The sequence below is a fragment of the Actinosynnema sp. NPDC023794 genome (assembly GCF_040639675.1).
GTDB lineage: Bacteria > Actinomycetota > Actinomycetes > Mycobacteriales > Pseudonocardiaceae > Actinosynnema > Actinosynnema luteola.
Map to the genome: position 1 here is coordinate 1 of NZ_JBFAFR010000019.1, position 23,041 is coordinate 23,041.

Genomic DNA, 23,041 nt, shown 5'->3' on the forward strand with positions numbered 1-23,041 from the left:
AGGACCCCAAGCCCTTCATCTGGACCAAGGACGCGGACGAGATCCTCGACCGCCTCGCCTCATATCTTGATCGAATTCCTGGCGCAGGACACTAGTATCCTCCGCCGGAAATCCGCCTATTGAAATTCTAGCGTGGGTGGATGGCGCGAATCAGACGGCCGCCTGCCGAGGTGAGGTTGAGCGAGCAGGAGCGCGAGATGTTGCCGCGGTGGGCGCGTCGGGCGAAGTCGTCGCAGGTGTTGGCGCAGCGGTGCAGGATCGTGGTGGCGTGTGCGGAGGGCTTGTCCAACAAGCGGATCGCTGGAGGAGATCCCGCGCAACGCCAAGCACTGGTCGCGCACCTCGATGGACGAACGCACCGGTCTGAGCGCGTCGACCACCGGCCGGATCTGGCGCGCCTTCGACCTCGGGCCGCACCGCGCCGGGACCTTCAAGCTGTCCACCGATCCGTTGTTCGTGGAGAAGTCGTCGACGTCGTCGGCCTCTACCAGAACCCGCCGGGGCGGGCGGTGGTGTTGTGCGTGGACGAGAAGCCCCGGATCCAGGCGCCGGACCGCTCCCAGCCGGTGCTGCCGATGATGCCGGGCATGCTCGAACGCCGTACCCACGACTACCACCGCAACTCGCAGGTGGCCAGGGTGTGGATGACGGTGGGGTCGACGTTCGGGTTCGCGTCGGAGTCGGAGGCCCGCAACGACATTTCGCGGAGTAAGGCCGCCTTGGTCCTGCGTTCGGAGCGGCGGTCGTAGCACTCGGCCATCGCCTGTGCGCGGTTCCCGTCGCGTTCACCATGGGACTTGCGAGCAGCCGGCCCCGTGCCGGGCGACCTCCGTCCGACTGTCGGACTTGACCAGCTCGGAGGCGTGCAGCAGCACCCGGACCTGCCGGCCGATCTTCGCGGTATGCCGCTGCTGACCCGGCACGTCGGACCGGGTGGCGCCCGGATCGGCGAGGATCCGGTAGAGCCACGGCCGCCGGTCACGGTGCCAGAGGACGTCGGTGTAACGCGGCGTCGGCCGCACTCGACCACAGTGTGGGGAGGTGGAGTGGACACCGAGCAGCTCATCGCGTCGCTACTTGATCGGGTCGACGCGTTCTTCGAGCAGCGGGACCCCGACGTGGTCATGGCGCCCGAGGCGGTGGCCGAGGCCGACGCCCTGGCTGCGGCCACCGATCCGGACTCGGTCGCGGCCGTGGCGTGGTGGTACTGGTGCCGGTACTTCGCCGGCGATCCGGACATCGACACCGTGTCGGCCTTCGTGGACCGGTTCCTCGCGCTGCGCCCGGAGCACCCCGAGGCCTTGCCGGAGCCGCTGTCCGCCGCGCTCGACCTGCTCGACGGGCACAGCGGCGAAGGGAACGAGTTCGACGCGTTCTTCCTCTACAGCCTGGGCGGCGCGTTCCACGTCCGGTTCTCGGCGACCGGGGACCGGCTGGACCTCGACCGCGAAGTGGCGGCGTTGACCGAGTGCGCGGCGCGACTGCCGGCGGGCGAGGAGTTCCACGGCGCTGTGCTGTGCGCGCTCGGCGCGGCCCTGACGAACCGGCTCCGGCAGGACGGTCCCGCCAGTCCGGACGGCGACGAAGCCGCCCGAGCCCTCACGGTTTCCCTGGCGGCGGCACAGCCGGGATGGAGGTACCGGCCGGACGCGATGGCGCAGCTGGTCAACCTGCGTGTCGCGCAGTACGAGCAGCAACCCGGGGACGAACAGGCCGACCTGCTGGTCGACGCGATGGCGCGGACGTTGCAGGACCTCGACCCCGACGACGACGTCCGGGTCCGCACCGCCAGGCTGGCCGCCGACCTGCTCTACGACCTGGGGCAGCACGTGGGTCTGGAGGAACCGGACCGCATGATCGCCCTGTTCCGCCTCGGCGTCGAGGCGACGGAGCCGGACGCCCCGGCGCACGTCTACGCCTTGCTGGAGCTGGCCTCCGCGCTCAGCTTCCGTGGCGTCAACGGCACCGCGACCACCGACTTCGACGAGGCGATCGAGGTGTTGCGACGTGCCGTGGCCTTGGCGGAAGGGCCGCTGCTGGCCCTGGGCCACACCAGGTTGTGCCTCGCGCACCTCGGACGCCATGAACGGCTGGAGGATCGGCGTGACCTGGAGGACGGTGTCGCGGCCGGCCGCGCCGCGCTCGCCCCGGCGCGGGGCGAACCCTGGCTGGCCGACTACTGCGTGACCAACTTGGCGAGCATCCTCGTCACGGCGCACGACCACGGCGTGCCGGGGGCGTTGGACGAGTCCGTCGAGTTGCTGCTGACCACCGTGGACACCGCTGACGACCGTGAGAAGGGTCGGGCGCGGACGATGCTCGGCGCCGCCTACCGCAAGCGGTACGCGGCGACCGGTGACACCGCGTCCCTCGACGAGGCGGTCCGCCGGCACCGGTCAGCGGGCGAGGTCACCCCGCCGACGGACTACGGCTACGCCGACCACGCCAACGACCTGGCCGCGGCGCTCGTCGAGCGGTCCCGCCGGTTCGGTTCCGACGCTGACTTGGACGAGGCGATCGAGCTGTACGCGGCGGCCGTCGCCCACCGGCCCGAAGGGCACCCCGACCGCCTGCTCAACCAGGCCAACCTGGTACAGGCGCTCCTCGACCGCTACCACCGGCACGGCGACCCGGACTCCGCATCCCAGGCGTCGGCCCTCGCGCGGGAGATCGCGGCGGCCGAGCTGCCCGCCGGCATGGCGCCGATCCAGTTGGCGGCGGTCGGCAACGCGCTGATCACCGCGTACGAGTCCTTCGGCTCCGCCGCCGACCTGGACGACGCGATCGCGATGGTCCGCCGTGGTCTCCAGGCCAACGACCGCCCGACCCCCTCCGCGCTCAACCAGCTCGGCAGCACGTTGATCCGCCGCTACGAGCGGACCAGGGCCACCGCAGATCTCGTGGAGGCGGTCCACTCGTATCACGCCGCGCTGTCGGCCGCCGGGCCAACGGACACGCTGCGACCCGAATACCTCTCGAACCTGTGCAACGGGCTGGAGGAGTTGTACCTCGTCACCGGCGACCTCAGGCATCTCGACGCCGCCGTGCGGGCGGGAGTCGGGGCCGTCGCGGGTCCGGTGGGAGCGGACCGCCGCATCTCGTCCCTGACGAACCTCGCGAAGGCGTACACGACGAGGTACCGCGCTCGGCACGACGTGGCCGACCTCGACCACGCCATCGCGGCAGGGCGCGAGGCGCTGGAGGCCGCCGGTCCGACCAACGCCCAGCGGGTGCGCTACCTGTCCAACCTCGGTGGCATGCTCGGCGAGCGCTTCGAGGTCACGGGCGAGGCTCGGGACCTCGATGAGGCTGTCGCCGCGCTGCGCGAGGCGGCTTCCCGCACCGCTCCCGGGGACACCAGGTACGGAAACCACCTCTACAACCTCGGCTTGGTGCTGGTCCGCCGCCACCAGTCCGAGCGCGCCGCCACGGACCACGCCGCCGATCTCGACTCGGCCGATCTCGTCGAGGCTGTCGAGGCGTTGTCGACCGCGGCGGCTTCGGTCGTCTCGCCGGCGCTGCGGCGGATCCAGGCGGCGTCGCTGTGGGCCGACGTGGTGGCCGAGCACGACGTGACCTCGTCGCTGGCCGGATACGAGCAGGCCGTGGCGCTGCTGCCGGTGCTCGCCTGGCACGGTCTGCACCGCCACGACCAGGAGCGGCAGCTGGTCGACCTGGTCGGTGTCGCCTCCCACGCCGCCGCGACCGCGCTCGCGGCCGGTCGTCCGGAGCGGGCCGTCGAGCTGCTGGAGCAGGGCCGATCCGTGCTGTGGTCGCAGCTCCTGGACCTCCGCACCGACTTCGTGGCGCTGCGGGACGCGCGCCCGGACCTCGCGCGGCGGCTGGACGAGCTGCGCGAAGGACTGGAGCGGACCTCCACCGACGACGCCGTCGACCCCACCCCCGCAGCGCGCGACCGTCGCATGACACTGGCCCGCCACTGGGACGAAACCGTGGCGGAGGTCCGCCGACTGCCCGGTTTGGCGGACTTCCTGCGACCCCGGCCGTGCGCTGAACTGCTCGGCGCGGCGGCCGGAGGACCGGTCGTGATCGTCAACGTCAGCCGGCTGCGCTGCGACGCCTTGATCGTGACCACCGACGAGGTCGAGGTGGTTCCCCTGCCGGACCTCACCTCGACTGCCGCGTCCGAACACGCCGACCGACTCGCCGCAGCCGGCTCGTCGGCCACCGACCTCGCCGGCGTCGTCGAACACAACACCGTCCTGAACGACGTGCTCACCTGGCTCTGGCGAGTCGTGGCCCAACCCGTGCTCGACCACCTCGGCCCGGTGCCCCGCCTGTGGTGGTGCCCGACCGGTGCCATGACCCGGCTGCCGCTGCACGCCGCCGGCCTCCCGGGCACGACGGAGTCCGTCCCGGACCGCACGGTGTCCTCGTACACGCCCACACTCCGAGCGCTCTCCTTGGCGCGCGACGAAAAGCCGGCCGACCGAGACCGCGTGCTCGTCGTCGCGGTCGCCGGCGCGCCCAACGCCGCCCCGCTGGAGGTCGACCCCGAGGTCGCCGTCCTCACCGACCTGGCACCCGGTCGGTCCACCGTCCACCGCTCCACCGACGCGACCCGCGGTCGAGTGCTCGCGGACCTGCCAGGGCACAGCCACGTGCACTTCGCCTGCCACGGTGCCGCGGACACCCGACAGCCCTCGGCCTCGGGCCTCCTGCTGCACGACCAGCGCCTCACCGTCACCGACGTGTCCCGCCTGCGCCTCCGCGGCGAACTCGCCTACCTGTCGGCCTGCGACACCGCCACCGGCGGCGACCTCCCCGACGAATCCCTGCACCTGGGCGCCGCGTTCCACTTGGCCGGGTACCGCAACGTGGTGGCCACCCTGTGGCCGATCTACGACTCCACCGCCGCCTTGGTCGCCCGCGGCTTCTACCAGCGCCTCGACACCGACGGCCACACCGCGTCCGCGCTGCACGAAGCAGTCAAGGACCTCCGTGGCCGCGGTTGGGACGCAATGCCCTCCGTCTGGGTCCCGTACCTCCACGTAGGTCCCTGAGCGGCGTCGTCGTTGGAGAAGTCGGTGCGCACCAAGGGCACCGACCCAATGGATGGCAGCCGTGGTGTGCGAGCGGGAACCGCGGACCGGCGGGCGGGCTTGCGGGTCGTCCTCGCCCGCGGCCGGTTCGAGGATTGCGCGAACTTGGGATCGTCGCGTTGCGCCCGTTGCGCCACATGACTTCGCCGGCGGCGTCCAGCAGGACGACGTCACCGTCGTCACGGACCTCCAGCAGTTCGGCGCCGCTGCCTGCCGTGTCGGTGGACCACAACGGGGTGCCGTCCTCGTCGTGCGCCACGAGATCGCCGTCCGGCTGCAGCGTGACGTCACTGACCCCGGTGCCTGAGCGCTTCTGCCGCCAGTCCGCGGGGTGGAAGGCGCTGGACCACCACAGCGGCTCGCGATCGTGGTTGCGCACCAGGATGAGGTCGTCGAAGCCGAAGTGCTTGAGCGTGAAAGCGTCGTTGAGCGAGGTCAGCGACTGCCGTCGCAGGCTCTCACCAACACCTGACCTGTGATCCCCGGCCATCGGCACCTCGTCTTCCCCGATTGTCCTGTTCGGCACGGCCCGCACTCGCACGGACCGCGTCGCCCACGATCCCCCGGCGGCAGTGCTTCGACCCCCTCCGCCATGACGGGCGCTCAGGGCGAGATGACGGGGAAGTACGTGAGCGCTTCGCCGGTTCCCGGGTCGTAGTAGCCGGCGAGTTCGAGGTTCCGCCACACGCCGGACCAGGTCCCGGTGCGCGGGTCGCAGACCATCTCCGGGGACTGCCAGGCGCCCTCGCCCGCTGCCACCACCTCCTCGACGGTCCAGTCCGGGGGGAAATAGGTGTGGTCGACGACGACGGGTCGCGGTTCGCCGGGGTCCTGGTGTTCGGTGGTGGCCCGGAAGGCTTCCGGGTAGTCGGTGGGGCGGGTGAGGACGGGCTCCCCGGCGGCGCCGACCAGGAACCGGTGCAGTCCTTCGAGAACCGGCCAGAACAACGAGTCCGGTATGACCGCCCGAGGCCACCGCCCGTAGAGGCTCTCCACCAGCACCAGGTTGTTGACGAGGTCGACCGAGCAGCCGTTGCCCACCAGCGTGCGGCCTTCCCGTTGGCAGTGCTGGAGGAGGCCGACGAGGTGGTCGAGCCCGTAGAGGTGGGGTTGGGCGTCGGTGGTGAGCCAGGCCGCCAGGGGCAGGTAGTCGGCGGGCGCCGACACCCGGAGCCTGCGGTGCGCGTCGAAGGTGAACTCGATCGAGTCGCCGATGCCGAACATGTCTACTCCGATTCCGCTGCGATATCTCCACGGTGGAGGCCGGTGTCCACTCGTCGCCACGAACCCCACGACGGGTGGACACCGGATCATTGAGGTTTCATCGGGAAATAATGAAGAACATTGCCGTATTGGTCGGCTTTGCCTCCGATGAACATCGGTTGATGATTCGGCAGCGGTGCGAAGCCGACGTACTCACCCGTATCGGGGTCGGGTGATCTGACCGACGGATTTCCGCCGTTGTATGCCACGTTGGCGAGGTTTTTCACCTGCTGCGGGCTGACGTCGAGGGGGAACGCCATGTGAGGCCGGGTGGTCTTCGGCAGCGGAAGGTTGCCCGGCGTCTGGATCGTCGGGCTGGGCTGCTCGAAGACCCCATTCGAGTACCAGTTCCCAGGATGGGGCGGCAGAGCGGTCAGTTGACCGGACCCGAACCGTCGATCCAGGCCGGCCGGTCGGCCAGGTATCTGTGTGTGGTGCACGTGTCCTCCGGACACCTTGTTCCCGTTGATTTCCCCGTAGATGGCGCGGTGGTGCACCCCATCGCGGATGTCGCGCCGGATGCGGCCACGGGGGTCCTGCTGCAGCGGCCGACCGTCCGGGAGGGTCGTGGATGCCTGGAGGACGGCGTTCCGGTCGACGCCCGCCGGAAACCTGGGAGCCCATCGAGGGTTTCTCGGTCCGACTGGTTCCCATCCGCGTTCCGACGAAGGGCTTGCCGTGCGGCTCGTGGTAGGGCTTGCCGGGCGGCTCGTCGGAGGGTTCGTCGGACGGGGTGCTGAAGGGTTCGCGGTCGGGAGCACGCCGTCGCCGGTCCCGCTCGTGCCGCGCCCGTGGTCCTGCATGGACTGACGCAGTTGTCGAGCCGAGTCGCCCATGGCGGCCATCTGGGCCCAGGTACGGGTCACGGTCGGAGTGATCGCACTGCGCGGTAGACCATTTCCAGGGACGGTGGCCGGGGTCTGGGGCGAGGGCGGAGTGGGGGAGCGCGAGGGCGCGGGAGGGGGTGAGGGCGGTCGACGGCCGCCGCGATTGCCGTGCCTGGGCAACGGGAGGGCTCCTTTCGGATGTCTGGATCAGCGACGGTTCGGCGTCGGCGAGTGGGCGGTTCGGCGCGGCAGGGCGGCCGGCGCCTGGCGGCCGGTGGCCCGATGGGGAAGCACGTGGGTCACCACAGTGGCGCTTCCCAGTCCTCGTCGTCGTTGCCGCCCGGTGCGCGGTGCGCCATCCGGACCGGGGCGGTGGGCGCGGCCGTTGCCGGAGGTCCTGGACGTGCTTGTCGGTCGGGGACCGGGGCGGCGGTCGGCGGTTCCGGCTCGCCGTCCAGGTCGGACAGTCCGAAAGCGAGGTTCTCCGCCAACGGCGATGGCGGCTCGCCATCCACCGCGGACAGCGACGGGAAGCGGCTCTGGTACTCCTCGGCGATGGCCTGGCCACCGGCCGCGTCGCCGATGGTCTCGGCGACGACGGTGCCCACCCGGTCGGCCAGTCGCGCTTGGGCGCGCCGCAGGCAAGCCATGATCTGCGTGGCGACCTGGTCCGGCTTCATCCGGCCGACGTCGACACCGAGTCGCAGGTCGGTGGGGATGCCGGAGGACGCCACGGTGAGCACGACGGCTCCGCCGGCCGCGGTCTCCGTCACCGACACCTCGTCGATCGCGCGGCGTGCGGCGTCGAACCGCTGGGCCTGCTCGGTGACCCCAGCCCGCCATTCGGTGAACAGACGTGCGACCTCGTCCGTGGTCTCCACTGCGGTTTCCCTTCCTGGTCGGCGGGTTCGGGTGCGTGGGGGATCGCCGTTCGGCCGGATCGGGAATCCGGTCGCGCCGCCCGCGCCCGCGGGTACGTGATGTGGGATCAGGCCCAGCTGTCGACGATGGCGGCGACGTCGGCGAGCACGTGGTTCAGCGCGGCCGGGTGGCCGGAGTTGAGCACGTTGTAGTAGTCGGGCAGCCGGGTGATGATGTCGTTGACGCAGCGCGTCACCGACTCCTGGATCTGCGCGCGGGAGCTGCCCGCCATGTCCCCGGCGGCCGTCGCCAGGGCGACGATCGACTCCGCCGCCTCGACCACCATGTCCAGGTCGTCCTGTTGGGTGGTGGCGTTCTCCCGGTACAGGGCTCCCGCCTCGCCGCCCCAGTCCGCGGTGTGCCGGCGAACGCTGGTGTCGAAGCGGGCGCCGGCTTCCCGTGCGAGGTCGGCCACGCGCTGCCACTTCTCCGCGTACTCGGTGACCGCCGCCGGATCCCCGGCGAACCACTGCTGGGCCTCGCGCAACGGCCGCAACTGGTCGAGCAGGCCGGGGATGTTGGTGTTCGACAACGCGTCCACCGGATCAGGGGCCGGGCCGAGCGCGGACGTGCCGCCGGGCACGACGACGCTGTCCGGGTGTGCCCAGTCGTTCCGCCGCACCGACTCCTTGATCTCGCGGAGCTCGTCGGCGCGGCGCAGTCCCTTGGTCGGTGGGAGAGTTGTGGTCGTCAGCTCCGTCATCACGACTCCACTTCACGGAGGCGCAGCAGGTCCGCGTTCGCACGCTCGACCTCGTCGTAGTCGCGAACGGTGCGGAGCACGCCGTCCTGGTGGGACCCCACCGACTCGACGGCCCGCTCGAACGCGCGTCGCGCCTCTTCGGCCGTCGGCTTGATCACCGAGGCGAGCGGAGCGCCGAACGGCCCGAACGCCTCCTCGGGCAGGTGCGTGTCGGACGCGGCCTGCAGCGCGTCCGCCAGCTGCTCCAGGACCGCGGCGAGGTGTTGCCGGTGCGTGACCAACGCGGTGAGGTCGACGTCGAAACCCGGTGCCGTGCCCGGGGCCTGTCCCGGTTCGAAAGTCGTCATGGTGCGGTCGTCCTCGCGGTAGGGGCGTCGCTAGTTGGCGGGTGGGGGAGCGGGCGTCGGCGGCGGCGTGTCACCGATCACCGGGGGCGGCGGGTTCACCCCGGTCACGGTGAACAGGTCCTCGCCCTTGATGTACGAGGCCGTCTTGCGCTCCTCGTCGCCGCCTTGGCCGCCCCCGGGACCCGTGCCGCCCAAGGGCACGCCTCCCGGGGGCGGGCCGCCCGAACCGCCGGGCATGCCGATCTGCGGTCCCCCTCCAGGGGGAACGAACACGGCGCCGGGCGGCGGGCCCAGGCTGCCGTGGGTGGTAGACGGACCGGGCGGCAGTGGGCCGCCGATGCCACCGGCCGACAGGAAGGCGCCGGTGCTCGGGACGGGCGACGAACCGCCGCTCAAGCTCCCTCCGCCGGAGCCTCCTCCGCCACCACCGCTACGGGTGAGCAGATCGGGCGGGTTGCCCGGGAGCAGTTTGTGCAGGAGCTTGTCGCTCGCTGCGCGCGTGGTGCCAGGGTCGGAGTCCAGCCGGTTGCGGACGGGTTCGATCTTGTGGAGGTCGCCGGGAGGCTGGACGCGGAGCATCTCCTGTCGCGTCGGCACCGGCGGCGGGGTGAACGACCGCGGCGGGGTGAACGGCGGCGTCGGGGTGATCGGCGACGACGCGAAGGCCGGCGACGTGCGGTCGGACACGGACGGCGGCGTGAACGGCGGTGGCGTGAACGACTGCGGTGCCACAGAAGCGGGCACCGTACGGCCGGACGCAGACGGCAGCGGCGGCACCGGTGGCGGCACGAACGGTGGCGGTGGCGCGGAAGCCGGCCCAGTACCGCCAGGCATCGACGGCAGCGGCGGCATCGGCGGCGGCACGACCGGTGGCGGCGGCGCCGAAGCCGGCACCGTGTCACCGGACACCGACGACGGCATCATCGACGACGGGTCGGTCACCCCTGGCGGCGCGAAGCTGCCCATGGGCGGAGCGCCGGAACCCCCGGTCGGGTCCTGCGCCCAGGCCATGTCCTCGCCGCCGGGCATCGGGTATCCCAGGCCGTCGCCGCCGGCCATCATGGGATCCACGGGGTACGTGCCGTCACCCGGCATCGGATAACCCGTGCCGCCGCCGGCCATCATCGGGTCCACGGGGTACCCGCCGTCACCACCGGGCAACGGGGGCGGCATCGCGCCGCCTTCGATGCTGCCGAAGCCCATGGCGTTCTGCTCCTCCACCGCGGCGTAGTCCGCCGCGGTCGCCTTGGTGCCCACGGCGGCGTTCTCCACGGCTTCGGCGGCACGCTCCAACAGCTCGGTGATCCGTTGGGTGGTCTGCGCCATCCCGTCGGTGAAACCCTGCTTGCGGGCGGCCGGGCCGAACAGGTCCGGCGGGACCTCGATCGCGCCCAACGTGGCCGCCGCCGTGCTCACCACGTCGGACGACCCGGAAAGCCGATTGCCGAAGTCGTTGATCTCCTCGCCCGTTACGCTGAAACCGGCGCCCATGCCCTGTCCTCCAAGCCCTTCACGTCACGTCCGGTCGGACGCGTCACCGGCCGAGCTCCTGCTTGGCCTGGTCGAGTTCCCGCTGCTCGAACTGCGCGGCGTCGTCCCACGCCTTGGTCTCCGCGCCTTCCCGGATGTTGTCCCAGTCGGCGCGGGACTCCTTCAGCTCGTCGAACTCGCGCAGGGCGTCCGGGGTCACGGCACCGAGACGCCCCGAGGTGTCCTCCGCGAACTCGTCGTCGATCTCGTCCTGCTTGGAGCTGATCTTCTCGTCGATCTCGTCGGTCTTCTCGTCGGCCTTGTCGCGCAAGCTGTTCCAGCGCTGCGGGTCGGGGTCCTTCGAGCCCTGGGTCGTGGAGAGCCCGGCGGCCTTCTCAAACCGCTTGAGCGCGTCGGCGATCTCCTCGGCGATGGTCTCCAGGGTGCCCATCCGCTCGGTCTGCCGACCGAGCGCGTCCTTCAGCATCGTGATGCGGCGGGCGGATTCGACCGCGGTGACCGCGGCGGCGGCGATCGACGCGCCGACGCCGATCGCGATCGAGGCGCCGAACGTCCAGACCGCCGCCGCGACCGCGGCGAGCATGATGATGACGATGGCGCCCAACGCGGTGGCGACCAGCTCACGGACGATCTTCCGCAGGGTGATCACCATGGAAATGGTCACGGCGGTCAACGTGCCCAACCCCTGCACGACGTGCATGAGGCCCAGCAGTTCCTCGTGGAGCCGCATCATGCTGGCGCGGTACGCCTCCCCTGCATCACCCTGCCAGTCCTGGAGGGACGTGATGTCGGCCTGGTGTCCTCGCGCCAGGAAGGACAGGCTCTCGCCAACCTGCTTCATCGAGTCCACCGCGGTCTGCGCGGCGGCCGCGTCACCGTCCAACTCGTCGATGGCGTCGCGGAGGAAGCCCACCGAGTCGATCATCCAGCCGAAGCCGGACGAGAACAGCTGGGCGAACGGATCAGCGGCGGAGCCGCCGTTGTCGCCGACGTTGTCCATGCCTTCCAGGACATGGCCGACGATCGGCACACCTTCCTGCTTGGCCTCGTTGGCCAGCACGTTGACCTGGTGCTCGATCTCGACGGCGAACTGGCCCTCCGGCCCACCGGTACCGCCGGAGCCACCCGAACCACCGGGCGCTTCCGGTGCGCTCGCGGGCGGCTTCGTGTCGAACGTCGTCACCATGGCTCCATCTCGTCAACGGTGTCGTCCTCGGCCGGACGGCGCCGGGGCGCCCTGGCCGGGAGCGTCGGGATCGGCGGGGAGTGCTGCTCGGGTGCGGGTTGCCGGACCTCCTGCTCGACCAGCTCCTCGGGGACGAACCTGTCCTTCGGTCCGTCGCCGGTCGCGGTGCCGTCCGGCTCGTCGTCCGGCGGCAGGTAGGTGATGAGGTTCTTGGTCTGCTCGGTCAGTTCCGGGTTGCCGAACGGGATGAACGCCTCGGAGACCCGTGCCGCCACCCGGCGCTGCGCGTCGCGGACGGTGCTCATGATCAGCGTGGTGAGCTGGGTGGGGGTGATGCCGGCGGCGCGGTGGCCGAGGCTGAGGTTGTGCAGGGCGCCGTTCGGGCCGACCGTGACGGTGACCGCCTCGTCCCGCGAGCTGAGCGTGACCGCCGAGTTGTCGATGTCCTCCTGGAGCTGCGCGCTCCGGTGCCGAAGGTCCTCCAGCCACGCCGTCGAACCGATCGGCGGGCTGCTGTTGGCTGTCGTCATGGCGTTACCTCGTTGAGTGTTCGGTCGATACGGGCAGCGAGGCGGTCGTTGTCGGCGGGCGTGAAGCTCACCCAGTCCCCGTCCCGCACCCCGAGGTAGCGGCCTCGCGGGGTGTCGAACCAGGTGACCACGACCGGCGATCGCCGCCGGCGGTGGGAAATCCCGAACTGGCCGCCGGCACGGCGGTTGTCGGCCAGTTCAACCAGCTCCGCCGCGTCCCGAGTGGACAGTCCGGCGTCGACCATCGTGATCCGCTCGTAGTCGACGTCGGTGGACGCGAACGTGAGCGGATCGTCGTCCGTCGTCGGTTCCACCGCGGCGGCCATCGCCTGGCACGGCACCGACATCGCACGGCCGGGGCCGGCCTGGTTGCTCGGCAGCACGGCGACGATCGAGACGGCGAGAGCCGTCGGGCGAATCCCGACCAGCCACAGCTGGTCCTCGCCGACCGCCGCCAGCACGCCGTGCTGACCGTCACCGGCCGCGACCGCCCGCAGCGGGCCGCCGAGGTGGCCCACCGCGTCGACGGAGAGCTCGTGCCGGGCCAGCAGCCGCAACTGCCGGGCCAACCGCTCGTCCAGCTCCCGGCCGGTGACGAGACCGCGTTCGGCGAGGTCCAGGTACACCTGCTCGGCCGCCTCGGCGCGTTCCGCGACGGTCCTGCCGACGCTGGGCACGTCCAGCGGGTAGGGCTTGGGCCCGAGGTCGAGACCGTCCCAGACGATGTCGAACTCGCGGGTCGTCAGCACGAAATCCGGTGCGATCACGACCTGTTCCCCTGCTGCTCGCCGGGTGCCTTGCCGCCGATCACCGACGGCGGCAGGTGGGCGTCGGACACCTCGAAGAACCGCTCACCACCGACGTACTTGGCCTTGTGGTCCTCGTCCTCGGCGCCCTGGCCACGGCCTGCACCGCCGACACCCGGCATCCCTCCTCCCGTCATCCCGGCCGTGCCGGGCACACCGGGCAGACCGGGACCACCGGGTCTCGGGAGCGCCGGCCCCATCCCGCCCTGGCCGCTGGTGGGTGGGGCGTAGGGCATCCGGGTACGGGGGTCGCCGTCCACGGGCAGGGTGATCGGACCCCGCGGACCCGCCCCACCCCGGCCGCCTTCGCCGCCACCGCCGTTCGGCGGCATCGCGGTCGTGGGCGGCGGGACGGTCGACGCACCCCTCGAATTCCACGACGACGTCCCGCCCGGCCGGTACCCGTCCCGATTCGGCGCCGAGCCCATCGGGCCACCGGGATCACCCATGCCGAAGACCGGTCCTCCCACCGAGCTCTGCGGTGATGTCCACCCCGGCCGGTGCCGGTCCACAGTGGACAGACCGCCGGGGATCCCGGGACTCGGCGGCGCGAACCCGGACGGGGCCGGCACACCCTGCGGCGACGTGACACCGCGCTGGTAGCCGTCCAGGTCCGGCATCCCGGAGTTCAGCGTGGCGGGCGGCGGCACCAGCACCTGTCCCGGCGGCGGAGTCGCCGGCAGTCCCACCTGTCCGCCCAGTCCTCCCTGCGCCGCCGGTACGCCCTGCGCCACCAGTGCCGTCGGCGCCGTCGTCCCCGTCGGGCGAAGCTCGTCCGGATCGGGCAGCCCTCGACCCGCCCAGTCCCCGCGCACGTTCGACACACCGGCGATGGCCTCTCCGGCGGGGACTCCCACCCCCGGGAGGACATGGGGCTCCGACGACATCGACAGCTCGACCTCCTCCGCCCTGCTGTACCTCCGCAGCGCGGGGGTGCTGCCGGTGACGGGATCCGGCGGCGGGGTGAACCACGGGGAGGCGGTGTCCACCGCACGGGACTGCTCCTCCATGCGGGCCATCACGAGGACCGCGTGGTGGTGGGCCGCGGTCGCCTGATCGCTCTTGGCCTTCACGTCCACGAGTGCCGCCGCGAAACCGGCCATGCCGCCGCCGGCGAAGCCGTCGGTGAGCATGGCGTGCCAGTCGAAGTCGACCGGTTCCGGCATCGCGGCCCTGGCCTCGGCCATGATCTGGGCCTGTTCGCCCACCCGTTGACCGAGATCGGCGGCGGTCAGCGCGGCGACCTCGCTCCAATCGGCGAGCTCGCGGATCGCACCGCGGGCGGACTCGGCCGACTCGCCCTGCCAGCCCTCTTCACCGGCGACGAGGCATTCCCTCATCAGCTGGGCGGAGTCGGCCATTTCCGAGCCGAACTCCACCCACTCGTGCGCGAGCGCACCGGCCTGGCCGGGGTCGTTGTCGACGTGCACCGACTCGTACAGCGTGCGGTGGTCGTACGCGGCCCAGTTCCAGGTCTCCGACAACGCCACGTCGAGGAGGGGACTGACCACGGTGATCGGGTCCTCGGCGGGCACGTTCCGCTGTGCCATTCGCTTGTCCATTTCTCACTGGTCGGGGCTGATGGACCGCGGCGTGACCACAGGGGTGTCGCCGTGGACCGCTTCCGGGTCAGGGGTGTCGCCGAGACGTTCAGCGCGGCCTGCCGACCGGAGGTACCGGCCGCCGCCGTCTGCCAGCTGCTGGAAGGTGTCGACCTGGTCTTCCTCGGTCCGCCGGTACAGCTTCATGGCCTGGTCCACCGCGGCGTGGGCTTCCTCCAGCACCAGGCGGTACGGCGTCAGCACGCCCACCAACGACAGGCTGCCGTCGGCAGCGCCCGCCCGGTGCTCGAACTTGACCGCCATCGCCTGCCCGACCGGGTTGCTGCCCAGTGGCGCGCGACGAGCGAGTTGCCGCGTCCCCCGCAACCAGGCGTCCACCCGGTCCATCTGGTCGCGCAACATCGACAGGATCTTGTCGCCCGCCTCCGGGTCGAGCGACAACCTGCCCGCCACCACGTTGTCGCGAATCGCGGCAACCGCGGCGATCCGCCGCTGGAGGGTCACCGCCTCGCCGATGCTGACCATCACCTGGACTCCCCGTCTCGCCTTGCCTTGGTAGGCACAGCGTCCCGTCGACGGGCGGTGAAGTCGCTGGGGTCATCCCTCGACGTCGAGGTGCTATCCCGCGTTCGCGGGTAGGGATATCCCTCCGGCGCAGCGGAGCGGGGCGTCCCGGTGGTCAGGCGTGCCGGGCGGTCAGGAGCCCGAGGTCTCCACCATGAACCAGCGGGAGGTGCTGTCGGCGCAGTCCTCGATCGTCACGGGTGCACCCTCGGGCCAGGCCTCTTGGCGCTCCAGCGCCAGGCAACGACCGCCGCTCGCGTGGTTCCGGATCCGGACGGTCCCGCTCGCGGCGTCGCGATCCAGCCACCACTGCTGGTTGTCGTCGAGGTTTCCGTTGCAGACGGAGGTCACGACCTTGGTCCCGGCGGGTTGACCGCCGAAAGCGGGCAGGTCGAAGCAGTACCAGTCGTCGTCGTTCGCGTCCTGGATGTGGGAGAACATCAGCAGGTCGCGGCCGTCCGGTCCCGCCTTGGAATGGGGGATGGTGTAGAACCACTTCTGGTTGGCGTCCGGGTGCTCGTCACACCGGGACTGCCTGAGGACGTTGTTCGTCGGAGTGCCCGCATCCGCGCCGCGGATCCCCACGCACATGTTGGTCGCCTCGTTGCGGAGCTTGATCTCCTTGGGAGGCGGCTGCGTGTAGACCTTCCTCTCGGACGGCGGGCGTGGTTCCGCGGACCGAGCGGACGATGGCGCCGAGGTGGGTGGGGTGTTCTTCGTCGACACCGGGGAGGGCGTGGTGGTCCGGGACTCGGGCGGCGCCGCGGTGGTCGTGGTGACCGGGGTGGTCGTCGTGGATGTCGTGGTGGTGGCGGTCGTCGTGGTCCCCCGGGTCGTGACCAGGACGACGACCAGGGCGGCGACCACCGACAGCGCCGCGAGGGCCATCAGCACCAGCCGCTTCGGCCGGCGAGGTCGCTGCTCGGTCGACGCCGGCGCGGCGTCCACGCCGTCGGGGGAGTGGACCGGCCGCGGGTCGGCCGGCGGGCGTGCGGCGAGCGCTGCCGCGCCGAGCGCCACGGTGAACTTCGGGTGGTGGGCCACCCGCACCGGCTTCTCGAACGCCTCCGACAGCAGTTGCCTCACCAGCGGAACCTGCGACGAGCCGCCCGCGAGCAGCACCGCGGACAGCTCGTCGTCGCGTAACCCCGCCGACGCGACCGTGCGCCTCAGCGCGCCGACGGTCAGCTCCAGCGACGGCCGGATCACCGCGTCGAACTCCGGTCGGGTGATCGTCAGCTCACGCGCCCCGGACGGCAGCGGCACGGTCAGCGCGACGTCCGGCTCGGTGGACAACTCGACCTTGGTCTGCACGCACAGCGCGCGGATCCGGGCCAACGCCGAGGCTTCCGCCGGGTCGGTCGGGTCGAGCCGGCCGATCGCGCCGTCCAACCGCTCGTCGAGGTGGGCGAACAGCGCGTCGTCGAGGTCCATGCCGCCGAGGTGCTCCAAGCCCTCCGGCGTGCCCAGGATGTCCATGCCGCCCGAGCGCATCCGCAGCACGGTCGTGTCGAGCGTGCCACCGCCGAGGTCGTACACCGCGACCACCTCGCCGTCGCCGAGCGCGCGCTCGCGGCTGTAGTGCGTGGCCGCCGCTTCCGGCTCGGTGATCAAATGGAAGTCGGTGACGTCCGCCAGCCGGGGCACCTCGGCGAACTGCTCCCGCCGGTACGGTCCCCAGATCGCCGGGCAGGTGAGCACGATCGACGCGGGCGTTCCTCCCATCGCGTCGGTGACCTGGTCGAGCACGGCCCGCAGCTGCGCGGCCATCAGCGCGGTCGGGGTGTAGGCGCGGCCACCGAGCAACAGCGGTGTCGGGTCGCCGAGCCTGCGCTTGAACCCGCGACCCAGCCGGTGGGGATCGGCGGGGGCGTTCTCGGCAGCTGTGCCGGTCAGCAGCGTGCCGTCCGGTGTGCAGTAGGCCAGCGACGGAACGACCATCTCCGGTGACAGCGGCACCATCCGCGTCCCCGCCGCGTCAGAGACCGCGGCGGAAGCGAACGTGGTGCCGAGATCGATCCCCACCGCGTAGCGCACGACACCCCCGTGTCCCGGTCCTGCCCCCACGAAGCGGACAGTCAATCACAGCGGGCAGCGGACCGATCACACACCAGCGCGGATCGGTAGTGGGGACAGCCCTACCCGTGACGAGGGGCAGCACCCTTGCCCCGGTGATCGCCGCCCGACGAACCTGGTCGAGTGCACTGCGTGGTCCGCTGGCTGCGCCGGACCGGCGCCCTCCTGCCGGGGTCGCTCCGGCCACCCGACCATGCCGCCACGCGACTGCGCCACGGCATCGAGCGGACCCTGCACGACGGTGCGGTGTCCGAGATCTCGACGCTGGCACTGGAGCTGGGCATGATCTCGGCCCTGGTCGACGACCCCAAGGTGGAGGCCAAGCTCGCCGCCGCCCAACACCGGGTCCAGCGCGTCGTGGACCACCTGCGCCAGGTCGGGTCGGAGATCTACCCACCCGTGCTGGCCTCCGCCGGCCTCGGGCCCGGCCTGCTGGCCGTCGCCGAACGCCACGGGCTGGACCTGCTGCTCTACCTGCCGCGCGGCGAAGTCGACGCGGAGACCGGTGCGCGGGCCGGCTTGCTCGTCGCCGACTACTTCGCCACGTTGCCTCCCGGTAGCGTGGTGCGGGTGCGCGTACGGGGACGGCGGATCATCCGGGTGAGCATCACCGACCGGCAACCGGGCGGCTCGCCGCTGCGCGAGCACCGGGCGGTGCTGCGGTGCGGGTAGCGATCGCCGAGGACGGCGCGCTGTTCCGGGAAGGCCTGGCGCTGCTGCTGCAAGCGGCCGGGCACGAGGTCGTGGGCTCCTTCCTCGACGGCGACGCGCTCGTCGCCGCCATCGCCGACGACCCGGTCGACGTCGCCGTGCTGGACATCCGGATGCCACCCGGCCCGGAAGGCGGGCTGGTCACCGCGGAACGCGTGCGCGCGCTGCGCCCCGAGATCGGCCTGCTGCTGTTGTCGCACTACGCGGAGACGCACTACCTGATGCGGGTGCTGGAGATCGGTTCCGAGCGGATCGGCTACCGGCTCAAGGAACGCGTCGCGGGCGTGCAGGTCCTCGGCGACACGCTGAGCCGCATCGCCGACGGGGAGATCGTCATCGAGCCGGTCCTGGCCAGGCGGCTGGTCCAGGGCGGTGCCCGGCACGCCGACACCCCGATCGCCGCGCTGAGCGAACGGGAGCTGGACGTGCTGCGGCTGATGGCGGAGGGCCGCGCGAACAACGCGATCGCCGGCGAGCTGTTCATCTCCACCAAGGCCGTGGAGAAGAACATCGCGGCGATCTTCACCAAGCTCGGCCTGCCCGGTGACGCCACCGTGCACCACCGCCGCGTGCTCGCGGTGCTGGCCTACCTGCAGACGGGACGGATCGGCGGCCCGGCGTCGTGAACGGCGGGAGGGCGCTGGTCCCGGGGCTGCGCAGGCTCATGTCCGGCTACCGGGCGCCGTACGAGGTAGCCGCCGCCGAGCCCCCGGAGCGGCTGACCGCGGCGCTCGTTCGCAACCTCGCCGACGGCGTCGGCGGTGAGGTCGTCCACGCGGTGCCGTCCGGGCGGACCCACGCCGTGGTCGAGTCGTGGCCGCCCGACGTGTCCAGCGTCGGGGGCGCCGTCGGCGTCGCCCAGGTCGACGGCGCCGGATCGGTGTTCGTCAGCGCGCCGAGCCGGTGGGACGACGAGGCGCGCGCGATGCTCCGCGACACCGCCGTCTGGCTCGGCACGGCCGTTCGGCTGGAGCGGCTGCGGGCCGATCGCGACGCGGCGGACCTGCGGGCGCGCCGGCTGCGCACCGAGCTCGGCACGGCCCGGACACGGCACGCGCGGGTCCGCGACCTCGAACGGCAACGGCTGGTCGGCGCGATCACCACGACGACCCTGCGCGACCTCGCCGGGGTGCGGACGTTGTTGCGCGCGGTCGCCGTGGAGGGCACCGGGCTCCAAGCGGCCCAGGAGGCGCTCGACGAGCTGATCGACGACTTCCGCGACGTGGTGCGCGGCGTGTTCCCGGCGATGCTGCCCGACCGGGGCGCCCGCGCGGCGCTGGAGGAACTGGCCGCCACCCTGCCCCGCCCGGTCGACTTCGCCGGCGACCTCGGGCCGCGGACGGGCTGGCAACTGGAATCCGGCTTCTACCACGCGGTCGCCTCCGCGCTGAACCTCTTGGCAGGCCGGGAACACCCGCAAGCGGTCACGGTGGTCTTCGGTCGCGACGACGCGTTGCGGGCCCGCGCCACCGCTGCCGGTCCGCTGACCACCGACGACCTGCTCACCGCGCTGGGCCACGACATCGAGCGGATCGCGGTCCTCGGCGGCGAGATGACCTGTGGAGTCCTCGACGGATCCGCGGTGGTCACCGTGCGGCTCGCGGAGCGGACCGAGCCCGTCCCGGTGACCGGGTTCGACCCCGCGGTGGTGGCACGCAGCGCCGTCTACCGACAGGTGCGCGACCTCGTGCGGCGGGGACAGGCGGCCACCGACGGCCTGCCGGAGCGGGCGGCCTGGGACGCCGTCGCGGAGCGGTTCACCACGCCACCCCGGCTCGCCGTCGTCGGGCCGGACCCGGACTTCGCCGCGCGGACCGTCACCGAACAGCGTGTCGCCGTGCTGATCGTCGACGCGCCCGCGGACCGCGCGCTGGCCGAGGAGTTCCTCGCCGCCGACGGTCCCCGCGGCGGCGTGGACGCCGTGCTGTGCCGGTCCACGCCGACGCACGAGTTCCGAGCAGCACTGCGGGCCGGGCGCAACCGGGTCGCGCTGGCCGAAACCGGCTCGTCGGCGGCGCTGGTCTCGGCACTGGCCGCACGTGGCCCGGTCATCGCCGCACGCCGGGCCGTGGCGGCGATGACCGAGCTGGTCCGCGCACTACCGGGCAACCACCAGTTGCGCTGGGAGGTCGAGCGGGTGGGCGTCGACGCCCACGAGTTCGCCGAACTGGACCTGCTCCACGACCTCGAACGCGGTGATCTGCTGCGCGGGGTCGCTTCGTCGGCGGCCCGCCTGCTCGGCGCGGACGGCGTCGACCCGCGCAGCAGGCTCGGCCTGCCGGAGAGCGCCACCACCGACGAGATCAGCTCCAGGGCCCGCGGCGAGGTGACCCGCTGGCGCGCGCACGCCGAACACCCCGCGACCGGCGGCCGAGACCGCGCCGCCTGCGAGGTCCTCGTGCGCACCGCGGAAGGCCTGCTCACCCCCTGAACGGTCAGAACGGGACGACACCGCTGACCGTGGTGCCCGCCCCCGGCACGGAGCGGACCTCCACCACACCGCCGACCGACGCGGCACGCGCGGCGAGGTTGGGCAGACCCGCGTTCGACGCCCCCATCACGAAACCCGGCCCGTCATCGGCGACGGTGAACTCCAGACCCCGGTAGCCGTCCCGCACGGTGACCGTGACCCGCGCGCCCTCGGCGTGCTTGCGCGCGTTGTTCACCGCTTCCAGCACGACGAAGTAGACCGCGGACTCGACCGGCACCGGGTAACGGCGACGCAGGCCCGCACTGTCCAGCGTCACCTCGTCATGGCGGGCGAGCTCGGCGCGCAGCGCCACCGCGACACCACCGGCCACCAGCGCGCCGGGCAGGATCCCGGTCGCGGTGTCGACCAGCACCCGCTCGGCCTCGTCCAGCCGTGCCACCAGATCCGCGACGCGTTCCCGGCCGGCACCCGTGCTGATCGCGTGCTCGACCAGCGCCAGCGACATGCGCAGCGAGACCAAGTGGTGCTGCGCGCCGTCATGCAGGTCCCGTTCCAGGCCCCGGCGCTCCTGCTCCATCTCGGCCGCCGCCCGCCACCGTTCGTCGGCCAGCGCCCGCGCCGCGGCGTCACCGTCACGGCGCAACCGATCGGTCTCCTCGACCAGCCGCAGAGCCGCCACCGGCGCACCGAGCACCGCGGCGACCGCGGCCAGCGAACCGGCCGACTCCGGGACAACGGCCAGAACACCCGCCACCGCGCCGCGGTAGCCGATGTCGTGCTCCCGCCACGCCCCACCGGCGTCGCCCCACTGATACCGGCGCCCGTCGATGATCAGCGCGCAGCCGGTCACACCGAGCGCCTCACCGACCACACGGGCGAGTGCGCGCGGATCCGGATCATTGCCGTCCCGCGCCAAGAAGGCCGTGACCGCCTCGGCTACGCGCCGTTCCCGGGTGCGCACGCTTCGACGTTACCCAGTGGCGGGACCGAGGTCCGTGGCACCCCGCGCTCGGTCGGCTTGATCGTTCTCTCCTCGGTCGACACAGCGCCGCGACAGGGCTCGGTCGAGCTCCATTCGCACCAGTGCTCGCCCACTGGCCGGCGATACCGGTGACGGGCACGGGAGCCTCCGTGATCCTGGAGGCTCGGACCCCGGCGCTTTCTTAACATGGTTAGGTTAGGCAGCGCGCTGATGGGTGGTGGCGGCGTCGGCAGGGTGTTACTGCGAGTGGTCGACGAGTGCGGTGAGTAAAATGGCCTGGTGAAGGCTGGGACGGAGGAGGGAACCGTGGCGAGGAGCCCGGTCTGGGCAAGCCGGCCGAAGACGCGAGGCGTGGTCCTGGACGTGATCAGGGCGGCGCGCTCGATCAGCCGGGTGGAGCTCGCGACGGCGACCGGTCTCACCGGGGCGACGATCTCGGAGGTCGTGCGCGAGCTGCTGGGCGACGGCCTGGTCGTCGAGGCCGGTCGTGGTGCGCCGACGGGCGGCAAGCCGCGCACGATGGTCCAGCTCAACCCGACGGCCCGCTACGGCGTGGGGGTCCAGCTGGAGCGCAACACGTGCGTCATCGTGGTCGTCGACCTGGCCGGCCGGCCGGTGGCCCGGACTTCGTTCCAAGGTGTGGCGTCGATGCCGCCGGAGCGGGCGCTGCCCATGGTGGCCACGCAGGTGGACGCCCTGCTGACGACGGCGGCCGTCGACCGCGAGAAGGTGCTCGGGGTCGGCCTGGTCACCTACGGTCCGCAGGACCGGAGCGCGGGGGTGCTGTTGACGCCGCAGCCCACCGAGGAGTGGTACGACTACCCCGTCGCGCCGCGCCTGGCGGAGCGCCTGGGCCTGCCCGTGCTGCTCGACAACGACGCCGCGGCGGCGGCGATCGGCGAGTACTGGATGGGCGCGGTGGACCCGCGCAGCACCTACGGCTGCTTCTACATGGCCACCGGGATCGGCGGTGGGGTGGTGGTCGCCGGCGAGGTGTACCGGGGCAGTTCGTCGAACAGCGCGGAGATCGGTCACATCTCGATCGACGTGCACGGTGAGGACTGCCCGTGCGGCAACGTGGGGTGCCTGGAGAACTACGCCGGCCCGTCGGCTCTGGTGCGGCAGGCGCTGGCGATACCGGGGCTCGCCCGACGGTTGGCGCTCGATCCGGCCGCCGACGACTTCCTGACCGAGTTCGCGCGGATCGCGGCGGCCGCGAACGCGGGCGATCCCGAGGCCCGTGGACTCGTCGAGCGGTCGGCGCGCTACCTCGGTCATGCCGCGGTCACCGTGGCGGTCCTGTTCGACCTGGACACGATCGTCCTGGCCGGCCAGAGCTTCGCCGTGGCCGGCTCGATCTACCAGGCGGTGATCCAGCAGGAGCTGGACCGCCGGTTGTTCGCCCGCAAGGCGCATCCGGTGCGGGTGGTGCCGTCGGTCAACGGGTCCGACGCCGCGGCGATCGGCGGGGCGGTCCTCGTCCTGCAGAGCGAGCTGACACTCGGCGTCGGCCGCTCAGAGGAGGACGCGCGCCTGGTGCCCACCGGCGCGGACGAGGCGCCCTGACCGCGCGGGCCG

19 protein-coding genes and 1 pseudogene are annotated in these 23,041 nt (G+C 72.1%); 6 read left to right on the top strand and 14 right to left on the bottom strand.

Annotated elements, in window-relative coordinates:
* Positions 1-140: 140 nt before the first annotated feature.
* Positions 141-623: pseudogene (locus AB0H12_RS30225) on the top strand (transposase); the annotation flags it as partial.
* A gap of 162 nt (positions 624-785) precedes the next feature.
* On the opposite strand, the gene AB0H12_RS30230 reads toward AB0H12_RS30225, so the two are convergent.
* A complete protein-coding gene (locus tag AB0H12_RS30230; protein WP_499627469.1) occupies positions 786-1,022 on the bottom strand; it encodes a hypothetical protein in 237 nt (78 codons plus the stop codon).
* Between the two features lie 24 nt (positions 1,023-1,046).
* On the opposite strand from AB0H12_RS30230, the gene AB0H12_RS30235 reads away from it, so the two are divergent.
* Complete coding sequence (locus AB0H12_RS30235) at positions 1,047-5,024, top strand: CHAT domain-containing protein (protein WP_499627470.1); 3,978 nt, start codon at positions 1,047-1,049, stop codon at positions 5,022-5,024.
* 642 nt (positions 5,025-5,666) lie between these two features.
* Here the strand turns inward: AB0H12_RS30235 and AB0H12_RS30240 are convergent.
* From AB0H12_RS30240 to AB0H12_RS30295, 12 genes are all read right to left on the bottom strand, one after another.
* Positions 5,667-6,287, bottom strand: coding sequence for a hypothetical protein (locus tag AB0H12_RS30240; RefSeq protein ID WP_499627471.1), 621 nt, complete (start codon positions 6,285-6,287; stop codon positions 5,667-5,669).
* Between the two features lie 86 nt (positions 6,288-6,373).
* Entirely contained in the window at positions 6,374-6,766 is a 393-nt protein-coding gene (locus AB0H12_RS30245) for a hypothetical protein (protein WP_499627473.1), read from the bottom strand.
* Positions 6,767-7,452: 686 nt separating this feature from the next.
* Entirely contained in the window at positions 7,453-8,034 is a 582-nt protein-coding gene (locus tag AB0H12_RS30250) for a YbaB/EbfC family nucleoid-associated protein (RefSeq protein ID WP_499627475.1), read from the bottom strand.
* 107 nt (positions 8,035-8,141) lie between these two features.
* A complete protein-coding gene (locus AB0H12_RS30255; RefSeq protein ID WP_499627477.1) occupies positions 8,142-8,777 on the bottom strand; it encodes a hypothetical protein in 636 nt (211 codons plus the stop codon).
* Positions 8,777-9,124, bottom strand: coding sequence for a hypothetical protein (locus AB0H12_RS30260; RefSeq protein ID WP_499627479.1), 348 nt, complete (start codon positions 9,122-9,124; stop codon positions 8,777-8,779). The genes AB0H12_RS30255 and AB0H12_RS30260 overlap by 1 nt, the downstream gene beginning before the upstream one ends.
* A 30-nt stretch (positions 9,125-9,154) precedes the next feature.
* Positions 9,155-10,615, bottom strand: a complete 1,461-nt coding sequence (locus AB0H12_RS30265) for a hypothetical protein (protein WP_499627481.1) — start codon at positions 10,613-10,615, stop codon at positions 9,155-9,157.
* 43 nt (positions 10,616-10,658) lie between these two features.
* Positions 10,659-11,798: a hypothetical protein gene (locus tag AB0H12_RS30270; protein ID WP_499627482.1), complete on the bottom strand. Its 1,140-nt coding sequence runs from the start codon at positions 11,796-11,798 to the stop codon at positions 10,659-10,661.
* Positions 11,795-12,331 (bottom strand): YbaB/EbfC family nucleoid-associated protein, encoded by a 537-nt coding sequence (locus AB0H12_RS30275; protein ID WP_499627484.1) that lies wholly within the window; start codon positions 12,329-12,331, stop codon positions 11,795-11,797. Before AB0H12_RS30275 ends, AB0H12_RS30270 begins: the two co-directional genes overlap by 4 nt.
* Complete coding sequence (locus tag AB0H12_RS30280; protein ID WP_499627486.1) at positions 12,328-13,098, bottom strand: ESX secretion-associated protein EspG; 771 nt, start codon at positions 13,096-13,098, stop codon at positions 12,328-12,330. Before AB0H12_RS30280 ends, AB0H12_RS30275 begins: the two co-directional genes overlap by 4 nt.
* The gene (locus tag AB0H12_RS30285) at positions 13,095-14,687 is read right to left on the bottom strand and encodes a hypothetical protein (protein ID WP_499627488.1); all 1,593 of its coding nucleotides are present in this window, start codon (positions 14,685-14,687) and stop codon (positions 13,095-13,097) included. The genes AB0H12_RS30280 and AB0H12_RS30285 overlap by 4 nt, the downstream gene beginning before the upstream one ends.
* 15 nt (positions 14,688-14,702) lie before the next feature.
* Entirely contained in the window at positions 14,703-15,227 is a 525-nt protein-coding gene (locus AB0H12_RS30290; protein ID WP_499627490.1) for a hypothetical protein, read from the bottom strand.
* Between the two features lie 168 nt (positions 15,228-15,395).
* A complete protein-coding gene (locus AB0H12_RS30295; RefSeq protein ID WP_499627493.1) occupies positions 15,396-17,300 on the bottom strand; it encodes an Hsp70 family protein in 1,905 nt (634 codons plus the stop codon).
* A gap of 162 nt (positions 17,301-17,462) precedes the next feature.
* Between AB0H12_RS30295 and AB0H12_RS30300 the strand changes: the two genes are divergently transcribed.
* Genes AB0H12_RS30300 through AB0H12_RS30310 form a run of 3 tightly spaced genes read left to right on the top strand, consistent with a single transcriptional unit; the run spans position 17,463 to position 20,481 of the window.
* On the top strand, positions 17,463-18,011 hold the full coding sequence (locus tag AB0H12_RS30300; RefSeq protein ID WP_499627495.1) for a histidine kinase: 549 nt from the start codon (positions 17,463-17,465) through the stop codon (positions 18,009-18,011).
* Positions 18,002-18,676 (top strand): response regulator transcription factor, encoded by a 675-nt coding sequence (locus AB0H12_RS30305; RefSeq protein WP_499627497.1) that lies wholly within the window; start codon positions 18,002-18,004, stop codon positions 18,674-18,676. Before AB0H12_RS30300 ends, AB0H12_RS30305 begins: the two co-directional genes overlap by 10 nt.
* Positions 18,673-20,481, top strand: a complete 1,809-nt coding sequence (locus AB0H12_RS30310) for a hypothetical protein (RefSeq protein WP_499627499.1) — start codon at positions 18,673-18,675, stop codon at positions 20,479-20,481. Before AB0H12_RS30305 ends, AB0H12_RS30310 begins: the two co-directional genes overlap by 4 nt.
* A 4-nt stretch (positions 20,482-20,485) precedes the next feature.
* Here AB0H12_RS30310 and AB0H12_RS30315 read toward each other — a convergent pair whose 3' ends face one another.
* A complete protein-coding gene (locus tag AB0H12_RS30315; protein ID WP_499627501.1) occupies positions 20,486-21,442 on the bottom strand; it encodes a sensor histidine kinase in 957 nt (318 codons plus the stop codon).
* Between the two features lie 327 nt (positions 21,443-21,769).
* Here AB0H12_RS30315 and AB0H12_RS30320 point away from each other — a divergent pair, with 327 nt between their 5' ends.
* The gene (locus AB0H12_RS30320) at positions 21,770-23,029 is read left to right on the top strand and encodes an ROK family protein (protein ID WP_499627503.1); all 1,260 of its coding nucleotides are present in this window, start codon (positions 21,770-21,772) and stop codon (positions 23,027-23,029) included.
* Positions 23,030-23,041 lie beyond the last annotated feature (12 nt).

Coding starts and splice junctions, on each gene's coding strand:
- AB0H12_RS30240 (WP_499627471.1), bottom strand. CDS start 6,287: ATGTTCGGCATCGGCGACTCGATCGAGTTCACCTTCGACGCGCACCGC.
- AB0H12_RS30255 (WP_499627477.1), bottom strand. CDS start 8,777: ATGACGGAGCTGACGACCACAACTCTCCCACCGACCAAGGGACTGCGC.
- AB0H12_RS30260 (WP_499627479.1), bottom strand. CDS start 9,124: ATGACGACTTTCGAACCGGGACAGGCCCCGGGCACGGCACCGGGTTTC.
- AB0H12_RS30265 (WP_499627481.1), bottom strand. CDS start 10,615: ATGGGCGCCGGTTTCAGCGTAACGGGCGAGGAGATCAACGACTTCGGC.
- AB0H12_RS30275 (WP_499627484.1), bottom strand. CDS start 12,331: ATGACGACAGCCAACAGCAGCCCGCCGATCGGTTCGACGGCGTGGCTG.
- AB0H12_RS30285 (WP_499627488.1), bottom strand. CDS start 14,687: ATGGCACAGCGGAACGTGCCCGCCGAGGACCCGATCACCGTGGTCAGT.